Source organism: Tepidamorphus gemmatus, from assembly GCF_004346195.1.
GTDB lineage: Bacteria > Pseudomonadota > Alphaproteobacteria > Rhizobiales > Tepidamorphaceae > Tepidamorphus > Tepidamorphus gemmatus.
The window spans coordinates 1-13,967 of sequence record NZ_SMAK01000021.1 but is presented as its reverse complement, the minus strand read 5'-3'; the positions used below and the strand labels follow the sequence as shown (position 1 = coordinate 13,967).

At 67.7% G+C, this 13,967-nt stretch carries 11 protein-coding genes; all 11 read right to left on the bottom strand.

From position 1 onward, the window contains the following. Positions 1 to 397: 397 nt before the first annotated feature. The gene (gene argE, locus EDC22_RS17600; RefSeq protein WP_132808038.1) at positions 398 to 1,546 is read right to left on the bottom strand and encodes an acetylornithine deacetylase; all 1,149 of its coding nucleotides are present in this window, start codon (positions 1,544 to 1,546) and stop codon (positions 398 to 400) included. A gap of 606 nt (positions 1,547 to 2,152) precedes the next feature. Beyond that, entirely contained in the window at positions 2,153 to 2,827 is a 675-nt protein-coding gene (locus tag EDC22_RS17595; protein WP_132808036.1) for a DUF1028 domain-containing protein, read from the bottom strand. Between the two features lie 96 nt (positions 2,828 to 2,923). Then, entirely contained in the window at positions 2,924 to 3,346 is a 423-nt protein-coding gene (locus tag EDC22_RS17590) for a RidA family protein (protein WP_132808034.1), read from the bottom strand. Positions 3,347 to 3,471: 125 nt separating this feature from the next. After that, entirely contained in the window at positions 3,472 to 4,764 is a 1,293-nt protein-coding gene (locus EDC22_RS17585) for a flavin-containing monooxygenase (RefSeq protein WP_132808032.1), read from the bottom strand. Between the two features lie 169 nt (positions 4,765 to 4,933). After that, entirely contained in the window at positions 4,934 to 6,379 is a 1,446-nt protein-coding gene (locus EDC22_RS17580) for an amidase (RefSeq protein ID WP_132808030.1), read from the bottom strand. Positions 6,380 to 6,463: 84 nt separating this feature from the next. Further along, positions 6,464 to 7,489, bottom strand: coding sequence for an extracellular solute-binding protein (locus EDC22_RS17575; protein WP_132808029.1), 1,026 nt, complete (start codon positions 7,487 to 7,489; stop codon positions 6,464 to 6,466). A 49-nt stretch (positions 7,490 to 7,538) separates the two neighbouring features. Further along, positions 7,539 to 8,372 carry an ABC transporter permease gene (locus EDC22_RS17570; RefSeq protein ID WP_132808027.1) on the bottom strand — a complete coding sequence of 278 codons (834 nt, stop codon included), beginning with the start codon at positions 8,370 to 8,372 and terminating at the stop codon, positions 7,539 to 7,541. Next, positions 8,369 to 9,274 carry an ABC transporter permease gene (locus EDC22_RS17565; protein ID WP_132808025.1) on the bottom strand — a complete coding sequence of 302 codons (906 nt, stop codon included), beginning with the start codon at positions 9,272 to 9,274 and terminating at the stop codon, positions 8,369 to 8,371. Before EDC22_RS17565 ends, EDC22_RS17570 begins: the two co-directional genes overlap by 4 nt. Beyond that, positions 9,271 to 10,359 (bottom strand): ABC transporter ATP-binding protein, encoded by a 1,089-nt coding sequence (locus tag EDC22_RS17560; RefSeq protein ID WP_132808023.1) that lies wholly within the window; start codon positions 10,357 to 10,359, stop codon positions 9,271 to 9,273. Before EDC22_RS17560 ends, EDC22_RS17565 begins: the two co-directional genes overlap by 4 nt. Before the next feature lie 146 nt (positions 10,360 to 10,505). Next, the gene (locus EDC22_RS17555) at positions 10,506 to 12,575 is read right to left on the bottom strand and encodes an oxidoreductase (RefSeq protein WP_132808021.1); all 2,070 of its coding nucleotides are present in this window, start codon (positions 12,573 to 12,575) and stop codon (positions 10,506 to 10,508) included. An 86-nt stretch (positions 12,576 to 12,661) separates the two neighbouring features. After that, complete coding sequence (locus EDC22_RS17550; protein ID WP_132808019.1) at positions 12,662 to 13,615, bottom strand: LysR family transcriptional regulator; 954 nt, start codon at positions 13,613 to 13,615, stop codon at positions 12,662 to 12,664. Positions 13,616 to 13,967: the final 352 nt, after the last annotated feature.

Below are 13,967 nucleotides of genomic sequence, written 5' to 3'. Positions count from 1 at the left end.
CGCGCAACTCACCGCCGTCGCCGAAGCCCTCATCACCATCGCCGCAACCGCCACGCTGCTCAGAAGATGGCAGTGACCCTTCTCAAACACGCTCTAACAAGCTCAACCAAAGAAAGCACTGGAATTCAAAAATCAAATAGATCTTTAACGTAACTATGTGATTTTCCTAAATGAATTCAATTATATAACAGATAAATACTTAGATAATATCGGAGGCAAATAAAAGTTACTGTAGGCAATGGCGTGAAAATTATTGCGGCAGGTCAAGGACAGCGTCACAGGCAGACGCGGCGCCAGGGCTGCCACGGCGGACGAAGGTGATCGCGATGCTGCCGACAAAGGGCGGCGCCGGGGCTGATCCGCGCCCGTCTTCCGACGGACACCCCGCTGGCGCCACTCAGCCGCGAAGGTCCTCGCGCACCCGTTCCAGCATCGCCTCGCACAGCGCGAGCTGGTCGAGCGACAGGCTCTCGTCGGGCTGGTGGCCGTCGCGCGCCATTTCCCCCGGCCCAAGCACCACCACCGGCAGGCCGAGTCCGGCGAAGAACCCCGCCTCGGTCCCGAAGGAGACCTTCGTCAGCGCCTCGCTGCCGCTCATCCGCCTTGCCCAGCCCACCACCGGCGCCTGCGGCAGCGTGGCAAGGCCCGGATAGGCCGCCGTCTCCTCGATCGCGATATGCCCGGGCGCGCCGAGCGCGGCCCCCACCCGTCGCGCCGCCGCCTCGATCTGGCTACGGATCTCTGCTGCCGGGGTTTCGGCGAGGTGGCGGAATTCCATCTCGATCCACGCCTCCTCGGGCACGATGTTGAGCGCCCGCCCGCCCCCGATCCGCCCCACATGCACCGTCGAATACGGCACGCCGTAGGCCTCGTCGCGCACCCCTTGCGCCAGCCGTTGCTGAAGCGCGCGCATCTCCGTCACGAAAGCCGCCGCGAGATGGATCGCGTTGACAAATCGTGGGGCTTCGGCGCTGTGGCCCGCCTCGCCGCGAAAGGTGACCCTGAGCGCAGTCTTGCCCTTGTGCCCGATGGCCACCTGCATCTGCGTGGGCTCGCCCACGATCACCGCCCGCGCGCCCTGCATATGCGGCGCCAGCGCCGGCAGCATCTCCCGGATGCCGCGACAGCCGACCTCCTCGTCATAGGAAATCACCAGCCCGAGCGGCGCGGCAAGCCCGCCCCGCCCCGCCCGCTCGGCCATCGCCAGCGCGGCGGCGAGAAAGCCCTTCATGTCGGTGACGCCGCGGCCAAAGACCCGCTCTCCCTCGCGGCTGAGCCGGAAGGGCGGGCGCGTCCAGCCCTGTCCCTCCACCGGCACCACGTCGGCATGCGCCGAAAGCCACACGCCGCCCGGCGCCTCCGGCCCGGCCCGCGCCACAAGCCCGAGCTTGCCGGGCTGCGATGATGGCAGATACCCGAGCCGAAATCCCGCCTCACGCAGAAGCCCTGCCGCCCAGCCGATCAGTTCGGCATTGCCCTCCCCGCTCACCGTCGGAAAGGCGACGAGCCGCTCCAGCAGTGCCAGCGTCCGGCTGATTTCGACCATGCTGCCCTCCGCCTTCCGGGTTCTGCCCGTCCGTGGTCCACCGCCCGCGCCTCCGGCGCGCCCGGCTCATCACCTGCGCCGGCAGGACGGCAGGGAGCGTCGAGCGATGCCGCTGCCGCGGGCCATGCCCCGGCGCCCCCTTGCCGCGCGGCGGGACGCTCTCGGGACCGCTCCCCGCACGGGCCCTCCGGCCCGGCCCGGCGCCACGCCTGCGCGACCGCCGGATGGGCACATAGCCGTGCAGGGTCCGGATACGCGCCACCGGAAGGTGATGGACCTCCATGAAATCCTGGGCGCGTGCTTTCCGGTCCGCGCCCCATGTCTTCCCGGCCACATGCACGAGGCGGAGGTCTCCGGTCCGGCAAGCCGCCGGCAGCTCCGGCCGCCCCGCCGCCTTCTCCTGACGCGCAGCGCGCGGGGCGGCGATGCGCGCATGGATGAAACCGAACCGCGCCCTGCAGGCGAATTCATGCAGCCGACCGGCCTCCGCGTCGATAGCGGAATCGCGCATCCGCGCCGCCCGAAAGAGTGCCCCCTCGCGCCTGACTGCCCTGCGACCCCCTGCGGGGCTACGCGCCATCCGCCAGGCCGCATTCCTTTCTGGGCTTACTCGTCGCCGGGCACGCCATAGGAGGGCGCCCGGCGCGGATCGAGCGCGCGCAGGACGTAATCCTCCATCTGCGGCTTGTAGATCTCCCACGCCTTTTCCACCGCCGCGATCGGGCAGTCCTCGGTCCAGTCGCAGCGCAGATCAACGAGCGGCCAGGGCTGCTCACCGACCACCAGAAGACCGGCCGAATGCACCGGGCCCGCCTCGCCCCCGGCCTCGAGCCCAGCCCTCAGCGCCACGAGCAGACGATCTCCCAGATGCCCGCTGCTGCCCAGAAACGCCGCGACCATCGCCGCCGGCACGCCGTCATTGGCCAGAAGGTTGCCCCCTGCCGCCACATCGCGCGCCTGCGCCTGCGCCCAGATGCCAAGGCTGTTGGCGCCCGAATGGATGGCGCTCCCGCCCTCGCGGTCCACCGCCAGAACCTGCCGGTATTCCATGAAGCTGCCGCGCCGCTGCAGCTCGGCAATCGCCGCAGCCGCGCCCGCGCCCGCCGACATCAGGTCGAGCGCCATCGGCCCCAGCCGCGGGTCGGTCACGTTCTGCGAGGCCACCGCCCCCACCCCTGACCGCGCATGGGCACAGCGCGCCGCCACCGCCGGCGACGATGACGAGATCGCCACCCCGAACATCGCGGTCTCCGCGCATCGCGCCACCAGCGAAAATGTCATCGAGCCCGTCCCTCCCTGCGCAGCTCCCGCGCTGTCTCCCAGTCCCGGTTACCTTCGGGCGGCGCGCGAGAGAGCCGACCGCCCTTCGCCCCGCGATCAGTCCTCGTCGGGGATCACCGCCGTGGCATCGATCTCCACCAGCCATTCGGGCCGCGCCAGCGCCTGCACCACCAGCCCGGTGGAGACCGGATGCACCCCGCGGATGTATTCGCCCATCGTCCGGTAGACCGCCTCGCGGTGGCGGATGTCGGTGATGTAGACGACCAGCTTCACCAGATGCTCCATCCGCCCGCCGGCCTCCTCGATCAGCTGGCGAATGTTCTGCATCACCTTGTGGGTCTGCTCGGCGGGATCACGGCTGTCGATGTTCCTCGCGTCGTCGAGGTTCTGGGGACACTGTCCCCGCAGCCAGACGATCCTGCCGCCGCGCGTCACCACCGCCTGACACAGATCGTTGTCGAGCCTCTGCTCGGGATAGGTGTCGCGTGTGTTGAACTTGCGGATCCGCTCATGCGCCATGTCCGGCCCCTCCCTCGATCGTTTCCCCCCGCGTGCCCGCGCCGGGCGACGATGGCGCCCCATGAGATACTGCGCGAACGCGCCATCCGGCCGCTCGAGGCGGCGCGGATGCCCCGACCTCGCCCTCATTCCGCCACCGACCGCGTCTGCCCGCCCGCGCCGGCGCCGGCGCTGCCGGGATAGGCGAGATAGGCGTTCTGGATGGCGATCTGATCGGCGATGTATTTCGCGTCGTGCCAAACGCCCCAGATGAAGCTCGACCCGCGCCGCGACTGCCACGGCAGGCCGAGGAAATAGAGATCCGGCACCACCGAGACGCCGCGGCTGTGGAGCGGCGCGCCGCGCTCGTCGAAGGCATCGGCACGGATCCAGGAATAATCCTGCCGGAAGCCGGTGGCCCAAATCACCGTGCGCACGCCCCGCCCGGCGAGATCGAGCGCGCGGATCGGATGCACCAGGCTCTCGGGATCGGGCCAGGGCCGGCGCGCCTCGGGCTCCTCGGGCAGCGCGATGCCGGTGCGCTCCACATAGGCATCGGCCTGGTCGAGGAGCTTGAGATAGCTCTCGTCGCCGCGGGCGATGTTGTCGCGCAGATCGTCGCGGAACAAGAGCCGCCCGCCCTCGAAGCGGTCGGTCATGCCCAGAAGCGTCACCCCCTCGGCCGCGAGCCGGCGGAAATCCATCGTCTGCCCGCCATAGGCGCCGCTCACCGCGATGGTGACATGCTCGGTGCCGGGTCTGGGCGCGGCCATGTCCCACAGCCCTAGCACCCCGAGCCACCAGACGAAATCGCGCTCGCGGTAGCGCCGGGGCGGCCGCTCATGAGGCCCGATGGATAGATAGACCGCGCGCCCGGCCCGGTTGAGCTCGTCGGCGATCTGCGCCCCCGAGGAGCCGCCCCCCACCACCAGCACGGCGCCGGGTGCGAGCTGCTCGGGGTTGCGGTAGTGATAGGAATGGATCTGCGCGACCCCGGCCTCCTCGGGCAGGACGGGCGGAATGACGGGGATCTGGAAGGCGCCCGTGGCGGCGACAAGCCGGCGGGCGTGGAACGCGCCCTCGCTGGTCTCGACGTGAAAGCCGCCGCGGCCCAACCACGGCTCGGCGGAGCGCACCTCGACGCCGGTGCGGATCGGCGCGCCGACCATCCTTGCGTAGTTCTCCAGATAATCCGCAACCGCGTCCTTGGGCACGAAGTCGTCGGGATGAAAATCCCTGAATTCCATGTTGGGGAAGCGGTCATGCCAGGCCGGGCCATTGGCCACGAGGCTGTCCCATCGTCCGCTGCGCCACGCCTCGGCGATGCGGTTCTTCTCGAGGATGAGATGCGGGATCTTGCGACGCCCGAGATGTTCGCTCAGCGCAATCCCCGCCTGGCCGCCGCCCACGATCAGCGTGTCGATTGTCTCGGTCGGCATCTCGCCCTCCTGTCCGGCATCCTCGCCGTCCGGCGAACCTTCCTGCGGCTGCGCCCTCTCCGCCCAGTGCCCCGCCGGGTGTGCGGGCGCGCGCGATCCTCGCGCGCATCCTTTCACGACTTGCGACGACGAAAACGAACTGTTTGCCTCATCCTTGCTTCGGAAGCGCCTAAGCACCCCCCGCCCACGCCGGAGGGCGGCCTTTGGCATCGGCGAACCACGGCCCCGCCGCCGCCTCATAGGCAAGCCCCGCGGCAAACGCGGTTTCGTCGTGATAGGGCGGCGCGACGATCTGCACCCCCGTGGGCACGCCCCACGGCGTGAAACCGGACGGCACCGACAGCACCGGGCAGCGGCTCAGCATGTTGAACATCAGCGTCATTTCCCAGCCCCATTCGCCCATGCGCCGGCGCTCGCCATCGAAGATCACCCAGTCGTTGGGCGCGCCGTATTCCGCCGGCGGCGCGGCGATGGCCAGCGTGGGGCAGAGCAGGATGTCGGCAGTCTCGAAAACCCGGGCCAGTTCGCGAAACATCTTCACCGCGATCTCGTCGGCGCGCAGGTAGTCCTCGGCGGTGGTGGCCCGGCTCGCCTGGATGAAGGCCAGCGTGTAGTCGCAAAGCTCGTCGCGGTGCTCGGGCAGAAGCCGCGCGATCCCCGCGCCCCAGAGATGCGCCAGATGCGCCTCGGCCGCCCGCGGCGCCTCCCTTGGCCAGCCGAGCGAGACCTCGCGGGTCTCGGCGCCCAGATCGCGGAACACCGCCAGCGCCCGGTCGAGCCCCTCGCGCATGGCGGTCTCGACCTCGTAGACGTCGAGATCGTAGCTGTAGGCGATGCGCCAGCCGCGAAGGTCGGGCGGCGGCGCGGTGTCGAGCACCACGCGTTCGCGCAGCGAGGCGATGTCGGAGGGATCCTGCCCGCTGGTCACGTTCTGCATCAGCGCGCAGTCGGCCACCGAGCGCGCCATCGGGCCGCTGTGGCTGTAGTAGTCGAGGTTGAAGACCGGGATCTCGGGGTTGCGTCCATAGGGCGGCTTGTAGCCGACCACCCCGCAGCAGGAGGCGGGGATGCGGATCGAGCCGCCGATGTCGGTGCCGGTGGCCAAGGGCGCCCCGCCCGTGGCAAGCACCGCGCCCGAGCCGCCCGACGAGCCGCCGGGGCTGAACTCGGGGTTCCAGGGGTTGCGCGTCACCCCGTGCAGGCGGGAATGGGTGGCGCCCAGAAGGCAGAATTCCGGCGTCGTGGTCTTCAGATGCGGGATCGCGCCGGCGTCGATCAGGCGCTGGACATAGACATCCGTCTCCTCGTCCACCTGGTCGCGATAGACGAGCGAGGCCGAGCTTCGCCGCGTGCCCGCGAGGCGCATCTCCTCCTTGACGGCAAGCGGCAGCCCCTCGAGAGGGCGTGCGGTGCCTGCGCGCCAGCGCGCCTCGGCCGCGCGCGCGCCCGCCATCGCGCGCTCGTCGAGCCATTCCGTCACCGCGTTGACGCGCGACTCGGCGGCGCGGGCAGCCTCCAGCACCGCCTCCATGAGCTCCACCGGCGAAAGCGCGCCGCTACCGAATGCCGCCAGCGCCTCGTGACCCGAAAGCCACGCCAGATCGCCTTTGCTCATGGCACCTCTCCCCCGATCAGTCCGCGCGCCCCCTGCCCGCGCGCCGGGGCGCGCGGGTCCGGCTGTTGCGGAGTGCGGCCACGGCTATTGCAGCAGCAGCGTCCAGACCCGCTCGATCAGCTTCTGCGCCTCGGCCGAGCACGCCTCGCCGAACTTGACGGGCACATCCGCCGGAGGGTTGAGCTCGGGCGCGGTGCGCAGTGCCTCGTCCATGTACTGCTCCGATCCCATGATGCCGTTGGAATAGGCGGCAAAGTTCGACTGAAGCGCGATGTTTTCGGGATCCATGATGAAGTTCATGAACTTCTTGGCCGCCTCGACATTGCTTGCTCCCACCGGCACGACGACGGAATCGAACCAGCCCACGATGCCTTCCTTGGGATAGGCATAGACGATGTTGGGGTTGGCCTCGCGCCGCCCGACCAGCGAATAGCCGTTCCAGTGGGTGGCCATGATCACCTCGCCGGTGGCGAGACGGTCGTTCATCCCCTCGGAGCTGTAGGTGAGGACATGGGGCTTCTGCGCCTGGAAGAGCGCCAGCACCTTCTTGGCGTCCTCGGGATCTTCCGAACAGAACGGCAGGCCGAGATAGAGATTGGCCAGGTTGTAGACCTCATCCGGCGAGGCGAAGACCTGCAGACGGCCGCTCACCTCCTCTAAAGGCTCGAAGAATTCCTTCAGCGATTCGCCCTTGCCGGAATAGAGATCCGCGCGATAGGAGAACGACGCCGAGCCCCATTGCCACGGCACCGAGTATTCCTGATTCGGATCCCAGGGCGGGTTCTTCCAGCGTGGATCGACATTGGCATAGTTGGGCATGCTCTTGATGTCGATCTTTTGCAGCAGCCCCTCCTGGATCATGATCTTCACGAAGTGCTGGCTCGGCACCACGATGTCATAGCCGGTGGCGCCGGACTTGAGCTTGGCCAGCAGTGTCTCGTTGGTGTCGTATGTGTCCACCACCACGTCGATGCCGGTCTCGGCCTCAAACTTCTCGATCAGCGCGGGCGCGGTGTAGTCGGTCCAGTTGTAGATGTGCAGCTCTTCGGCCGTCGCCGCCCCGGCGAGCGCCCCGAGCGCCGCTCCCACGGCCAGGATCCTGATCGTCATGGTCTCCCTCCTCTGTTGGTCATGGAACCATTTCGTGTGGGTTTGTGAATCACGCCTCGTCCTTCTTCCGTCGCGAGGCCATCCAGTAGATCGAGACCAGTATCAGCGAGACGCTGAACAGGATGGTCGAGACGGCGTTCACCTCGGGCGTCACCCCGCGCCGGATCATGCTGAAGATGTAGACGGGCAGCGTTGTGGTGCCGGCATCCGAGATCATCAGCGAGATGATGAAATCATCGAGCGAGATGACGAAGGCCAGCACCGCGCCGGCAAAGATGCCTGGCGCGAGCAGCGGCAGGGTGACAAGGCGGAAGGCCTCCCATCGGCTGGCGTAGAGATCGGCCGCCGCCTGTTCCAGCGTCTCGTCCATGCCCTGAAGCCGCGCCCGGATCGGCATGAAGGCGAAGGGAATGCAGAAGACGGTATGGGCGATGATCAGGTTGCCGAGCCCCAGCGAAAGCCCGATGGCGGAAAAGAACATCAGCGTCGCCACCGCGGTGACGATCTCCGGAACCACGATCGGCAGCGCGATCAGCCCCATCGACAGAGTCTTGCCGCGAAACGCGCCGCCGCGCGCCAGCGCCAGCGCCGCCACCGTGGCGATGCTCACCGAGATTGCCGTGGCAGTGGTGGCGACAACGAGCGAGTTGAGGGAGGCGGTCTGGATGTCGCCGTTCTCCAGCACCGTGGCATACCACTTCAGCGAGAAGCCCTGCCAGATCATCGCGAAGCGGCTGTCGTTGAAGGAATAGGCGATCAGCACCACGATCGGGAAATAGAGGAAGGCATAGAAGACGAGCGCCAGCGGCCCGAGCCAGCTGAAATGCGCGATGCGCCCGGCGCCGCTGCGAGCCTCGGCACGGGTGCGGGTGCGGGCGCTCATGGCTCGCCTGCCCTTGCGGCCTTGCGGGTGAGCCGGACATACAGTGCGAGGCTCGCCATCACGAAGACCAGCAGGATCACCGCCACCGCCGCCCCGAAGGGCCAGTTGCGCGCGGTGGCGAACTGGAACTGCACCAGGCTTCCCAGCGTCAGCCGCTTGGCGCCGCCGAGAAGGTTCGGCGAGATGAAATCGCCGAGCGCCGGCACGAAGACCAGGATCGCCCCCGCGATCACCCCCGGCGCGGCCAGCGGCAGCACCACCTGCCGCATCGTCCACCACTTGTCGGCGTAAAGGTCGCTCGCCGCCTCGACGAGGCGGAAATCGAGCTTCTCGAGGCTGGCATAGATCGGCAGCACCATCAGCGGCAGATAGGTGTAGGTGAGCCCGATCAGGATCGCGGTGTTGGTATAGAGCAGCCCCAGCGTGCCGTCGGGCTCCAGCAGACCGAGCGCCCGGAAGGGGCTGTCGATCACGCCGCCGCGGCCGAGGATGATGACCCACGCATAGGCGCGCACCAGAAGGTTGGTCCAGAACGGGATGGTGATCAGAAAGACAAGGATGTTGCGCACCCTCGGCGGCTGACGGACGATGAACCACGCCACCGGAAAGCCCACCGTGACACAGATCAGCGTCGCCGCCCCCGCCAGCAGGACCGAGCGGCCGAGGATGATCAGATAGGCGGGATTGAAGACCAGATTGCCGTCGAAATCGCGCTGAAAGAGGAACTGGGTGTAGGCGTCGGTGGAGAAAACCCGAAAGACGCCGCCATAGACGTTCTGCTCCATGAAGGAGATCGCCACCATGATCATCAGCGGGATGACCATGAACACCCCGATCACCAGATAGGCCGGGGTCAGCGCCAGCCAGCGCCGCCGCGCGTCCATGGCCGTGACCCCGTTCATGACGTCAGCATCGCGATGGCATCCTCGGCAAAGCGCACGCCGACGCGCTCGCCGGGGCTGAGCCCCTGCCCGCTGCCGCTCTGGTTGGAGCGCCGCCAGTGCAGCCGCGTCCCGCCGGGCAGTTCGAGCGTGACCAGGCTGTTGGGGCCGAGAAAGGTCTGCTCGAGCACCCGCGCCTCTGCCAGCCCCGCGTCCGGCGCGGTGATGACGATGTTCTCGGGCCGCAGGCTGAGCGTCACCATTTCGCCGGGCGCGACCCTGTGAGAGAGCCGCGCGCGCACCGGGATGCCGTTGTCGATGGTGAGCTCGACGGCGCCATCGAACACGCGCTCCACCCGCGCCTCGATGAAGTTGGTGTCGCCGATGAAATCCGCCACGAAACGATTTCGGGGGCGCAGATAGATGTCCTCGGGCGTGCCCACCTGCTGCACCTCGCCGGCCTGCAGCACGGCGATGCGGTCGCTCATCGCCAGCGCCTCTTCCTGATCATGGGTGACAAAGACGAAGGTGATGCCGGTGTCGCGCTGAAGCCGCAGGAGCTCGCTGCGCATCGCCTGCCGCAGCTTGAGATCGAGCGCCGAGAGCGGCTCGTCAAGGAGCAGCACGCGGGGATGGGGCGCCAGCGCGCGCGCCAGCGCCACGCGCTGCTGCTGCCCGCCCGAGAGCTGCCCCGGAAGGCGGTCGGCAAAGTCCTGCAGATGCACCAGCTCCAGCATCCGCCGCACCGTCGCCTCGACCTCGCCGGGCGACTTGCGCAGCCGCCTGAGCCCGAAAGCCACATTGTCGAAGACGCTCATGTGCGGAAAGAGCGCGTAATGCTGAAAGACGGTGTTGACGGGGCGCTTGTCGGGGGGCAGATGCGCGATCCGCTCGCCATAGAGCACGATCTCGCCCTCGCTCACCGCCTCGAAGCCGGCGATTATCCGCAGAAGCGTGGTCTTGCCGCAGCCCGACGGCCCCAGCAGGGTAAAGAACTCATTGTCGGCGATGGAAAGGGTGACGCCCTTGAGCGCGGTGAACCCGCCATAGCGCTTGACGGCGTTCCTGATCCCGATCGCTTCCTTTTCGGCAATGTGTTCAGACAAGAACCGCTACTCCGCTGAGCGTTTTCCGAAAAAGCCTACTAGAGGGGAACGGGCACCGCTAAGTCGGGACTTCCTCAGCACTGGTTGGGCGCTCCCTAACCCGTGCCGGCCGACGCCCGCGCCCCGTCATGCCGCACCTTGCCCGCTCACTCATCCCAAAGCTCCGTGATCTCGCGGCGGAAGGGAAGCGCGTCGTCGACGTCGGGGGTGTCGAGCTCGCGCGCGTAGCGATGCCCGGCATAGGTCGCCCAGGCGATCGGCCCCGGCGCCTCGGCGTCACCGATGATCCTCACCGATTTGATCCCGGCATCGGCCCAGTCGCCCTCGCGCGCCCTGAGATCGCGGTAGAGCGCGTCATTGCCGATCCGCGAGGCGACCATCACCACCGCGTCGCAGCCGATCTCGCGCGTCGCCCCGGTGTAGACACAGTCGGAGACCACATGCCCGCGCCCGATCGCGACCACGCCGCGATTCAGCACCACCTCGACGCCAAGCTCGAGAAGCCGCTTCTGGATCGCGTGCTGCTCCAGCGTGTTGAAGGTCCAGTCGCTGACCCGCGCCGCGGGCGTCACCAGCACCACCTCGCAGCCTGACGCGACCAGGTGCTCGGCCAGCACCCCGCCCATGTAATAGTGATCGTCGTCATAGAGCAGCACCCGCCCCGAGGGCAGGCTGCCCTCCATAATCTCATCCGGCGTGAAGAGCGGCATCGCCCCGTCGATGGGAAGCGGCACCACATGCTGACGGCTCACCCCGTCGCGGCGCCAGCGCGCGCCGGTGGCGATGCACACATGCTCGAAGCCGAAGGACAGGATACTCGCGGCATCGAGGTTGCTGTCGAAATAGATCTCGACATTTGGCTTCTGCGAAAGCTGGTAGATGCGGTAATCGGCCACCCGCCCCCAGGCCGAGAGTCCCGGCAGCCGGCGCTCGCGCGCCACCCGCCCGCCAAGCTCGCGCCCGGCCTCGGCCAGCGCCACATCATAGCCGCGCACCGCCAGCGCGCGCGCCGCCTCGAGCCCCGCGGGCCCCCCGCCCACCACCAGCACATTCGCGCTCTCGCCCTTGGGGTTCATCAGCTCGGGATGCCATCCCTTGCGCCATTCCTCCATGAAGGTGGGGTTCTGGGTGCAGCGGCTGAGCGACATGGTCATGTCGCCCGAGATGCAGATGTTGCAGCCGATGCATTCGCGGATGTCCTCGATCCGCCCCTCCTCGATCTTTTTCGGCAGGAACGGGTCGGCGATCAAGGGTCGCGCGCAGCCGATCATGTCCAGCACGCCGGACTTGATCTGCCGCACCATCACGTCGGGCGAGGTGAAGCGGCCCACCCCCACCACCGGGCGGTCGGTGAGCTCGCGGATGCCGCGCACCAGCGCCTCCTGCGCCGCCTCCTCCTTGAAGCGCGAGGGCCCGGAGCAATCCTCCCATGTGCCGCGCGCCAGATCCCAGATGTCGGGCAGGTTGCGGTTCATCTCCACGAAGTCGCGCATCTCGGCATTGGAAAACCCCAGATCGCCGATGGTCTCGTCGAGCGAGACCCGCAGCGCGATGGCCATGACATCGCCCACCGCCTCGCGGATGTCGGCGATCACCTCGCGCACGAAGCGCGAGCGGTTCTCGAGGCTGCCGCCATACTCGTCGCTGCGCTGGTTGGTGGCGCGGCTGAGGAAATGCTGGAAGATGCCGAAGCCATGCGCGCCGTAGAGGTTGATGAGGTCGAAGCCCGCCGCGCGCGCGCGTTTAGCGGCGATGACGAACCAGCGGCGCAGATTGCGGATGTCGCTGCGGTCGAGCGCGCGCGCCTGCACCGGGTCGTTGGTGAAGGTGCGGATCGGCATTGCCGAGACCGCGAGCGGCACCTCGCGGGTATAGAGGTTGGGCCCGTTGACCCCGGAATAGGCAAGCTGAATGCCGGCAAGCGCGCCATGAGACTTCATCGCCTCGGCCATGCGGCGCAGTGCGGGGATGTCGCGATCCTCCCACAGGCGCAGCTCGATGAAGGGGGTAATCTCGGAGCTGTGATGAATTTCGCACTGCTCGGTGAAGATCACGCCCCACCCACCTTCGGCCTTGATGGCGCGCATCGCGGCGGCGGCGGACGGGTCACGATACCCCCCGCCATTGCAGTGCGGTACCTGGTAGAAGCGGTTCTTCGCGGTATGCGGTCCGATCCGGACCGGCTCGAACAGGATGTCGTAACGCGGATCGCGCATGTCCGTCTCCTTCCCTCGGTCCGGACGATAGGGGCACAGGCGCGCAAGCCAAAGTCGGGCTTGCCAAAGCAGGGCTTAGGCCTTGTCTAACCGCCGGGGCTCGTCGGGCGCGCGCTTTCGGCGATCCCTGGCACCTCGCCCGCCGCCAGCATGCCCCTCAGATGCGCCACGAAGGCGCGGATCGTCACCAGGTTCTCCGCCTCCGGCGCCATCAGCAGGCCGAAACGCATCGGGCGCAGATCGCCCACCATGGGGATGACCCGCAACCGCTTGCCGTCAGGCGACAGGTCGCTCATCGGGCGGATATTGGCGATGGAATAGCCATAGCCGTTGGCCACGAGGCTCCGCATCACCCCCATGTCACGGGTGCGCTCGGCAACCCGCGGCCTGGCCCCGTGACGGGCAAAGAAGGACAAGAAATACTCGGCGCTGAACGGAAGGTCGAGCAGCACCATGGGATATTCCCGCAGGTCGTCGACCGAGACCTCGGTCCGCTCCGCCAGTGGATGGCTCTCGTTCACCAGCGCGTAGGGCGGCAGCTCGGCCAGCGCGACGAAGCGCAGATCGGCGGGGATGTCGAGATTGTAGGTCAACGCAAGGTCGATCTCGGCACGGCGGAGGGCACTGAAGATCTCGGCCTGATTGAGCTCGACCTGGGTGATGCGCACCTCCGGATAGGCGGTCTCGAAGCTGCGCCGGACGCTGGGCAGGACGATCTGCGCGAAGGTCAGCAGACAGCCCACCGAGAGCGGACCGCGGGCCACCCCGGTGATGTCGCCGGCAATGTCGGCCAGCCGGTCGGCCTCGCGCAGGACGACCCGCGCCTGGTCGAGCATCACCCGCCCCGCCGGGGTCAGCGACAGGCCATGCGCATGCTGGCGGACAAAGAGCGGCAGGCCGAACTCCCTCTCCAGCTGCGCGATGCTGGCCGAGATCGAGGGGGAGGAGATGTTGAGCTTCTCCGAGGCCTGCGCAATGGACCCGGCTTCGCCGACCGCCACGAAGTATTCGAGCTGGCGCAGCGTGTATCTGAAGGGCACGGCCTTTCTCCGGCAGTCACCGCAACTCTTGACCAATTTGCAGTGAGCTTTCAATGCCGCTTCCCCCGCCGGTCGACATTGCCCTATCCCGGGACGACCGGTTCGGCAAACCCGGCGCGGTTCAATCCGCTTCAATCCGCCCGTTGCGCTTAGCCCCTGAATCCACCGGCCATTGCCCGATACTCGGAGAGGACGGAAAACCTCAATGCCGTCCGCGGACGGCTCGAGCTGACCGAGCACCCGCGCACGAACGCCTTAGAGCGTGTTTGAGAAGGGGGATTCCCAGGGCGACTCCTGTATGATTCATGGGGTGTCGGCTTTTCCGAACCGAGGTCGACACCGATGCGGCGCC

What these genes read in the sequence shown, in the direction of transcription:
- argE (WP_132808038.1), bottom strand. Translation starts at nt 1,546, where the DNA reads ATGGTCGAAATCAGCCGGACGCTGGCACTGCTGGAGCGGCTCGTCGCC.
- EDC22_RS17580 (WP_132808030.1), bottom strand. Translation starts at nt 6,379, where the DNA reads ATGAGCAAAGGCGATCTGGCGTGGCTTTCGGGTCACGAGGCGCTGGCG.
- EDC22_RS17585 (WP_132808032.1), bottom strand. Translation starts at nt 4,764, where the DNA reads ATGCCGACCGAGACAATCGACACGCTGATCGTGGGCGGCGGCCAGGCG.
- EDC22_RS17555 (WP_132808021.1), bottom strand. Translation starts at nt 12,575, where the DNA reads ATGCGCGATCCGCGTTACGACATCCTGTTCGAGCCGGTCCGGATCGGA.
- EDC22_RS17595 (WP_132808036.1), bottom strand. Translation starts at nt 2,827, where the DNA reads ATGACATTTTCGCTGGTGGCGCGATGCGCGGAGACCGCGATGTTCGGG.
- EDC22_RS17575 (WP_132808029.1), bottom strand. Translation starts at nt 7,489, where the DNA reads ATGACGATCAGGATCCTGGCCGTGGGAGCGGCGCTCGGGGCGCTCGCC.
- EDC22_RS17590 (WP_132808034.1), bottom strand. Translation starts at nt 3,346, where the DNA reads ATGGCGCATGAGCGGATCCGCAAGTTCAACACACGCGACACCTATCCC.
- EDC22_RS17565 (WP_132808025.1), bottom strand. Translation starts at nt 9,274, where the DNA reads ATGAACGGGGTCACGGCCATGGACGCGCGGCGGCGCTGGCTGGCGCTG.
- EDC22_RS17570 (WP_132808027.1), bottom strand. Translation starts at nt 8,372, where the DNA reads ATGAGCGCCCGCACCCGCACCCGTGCCGAGGCTCGCAGCGGCGCCGGG.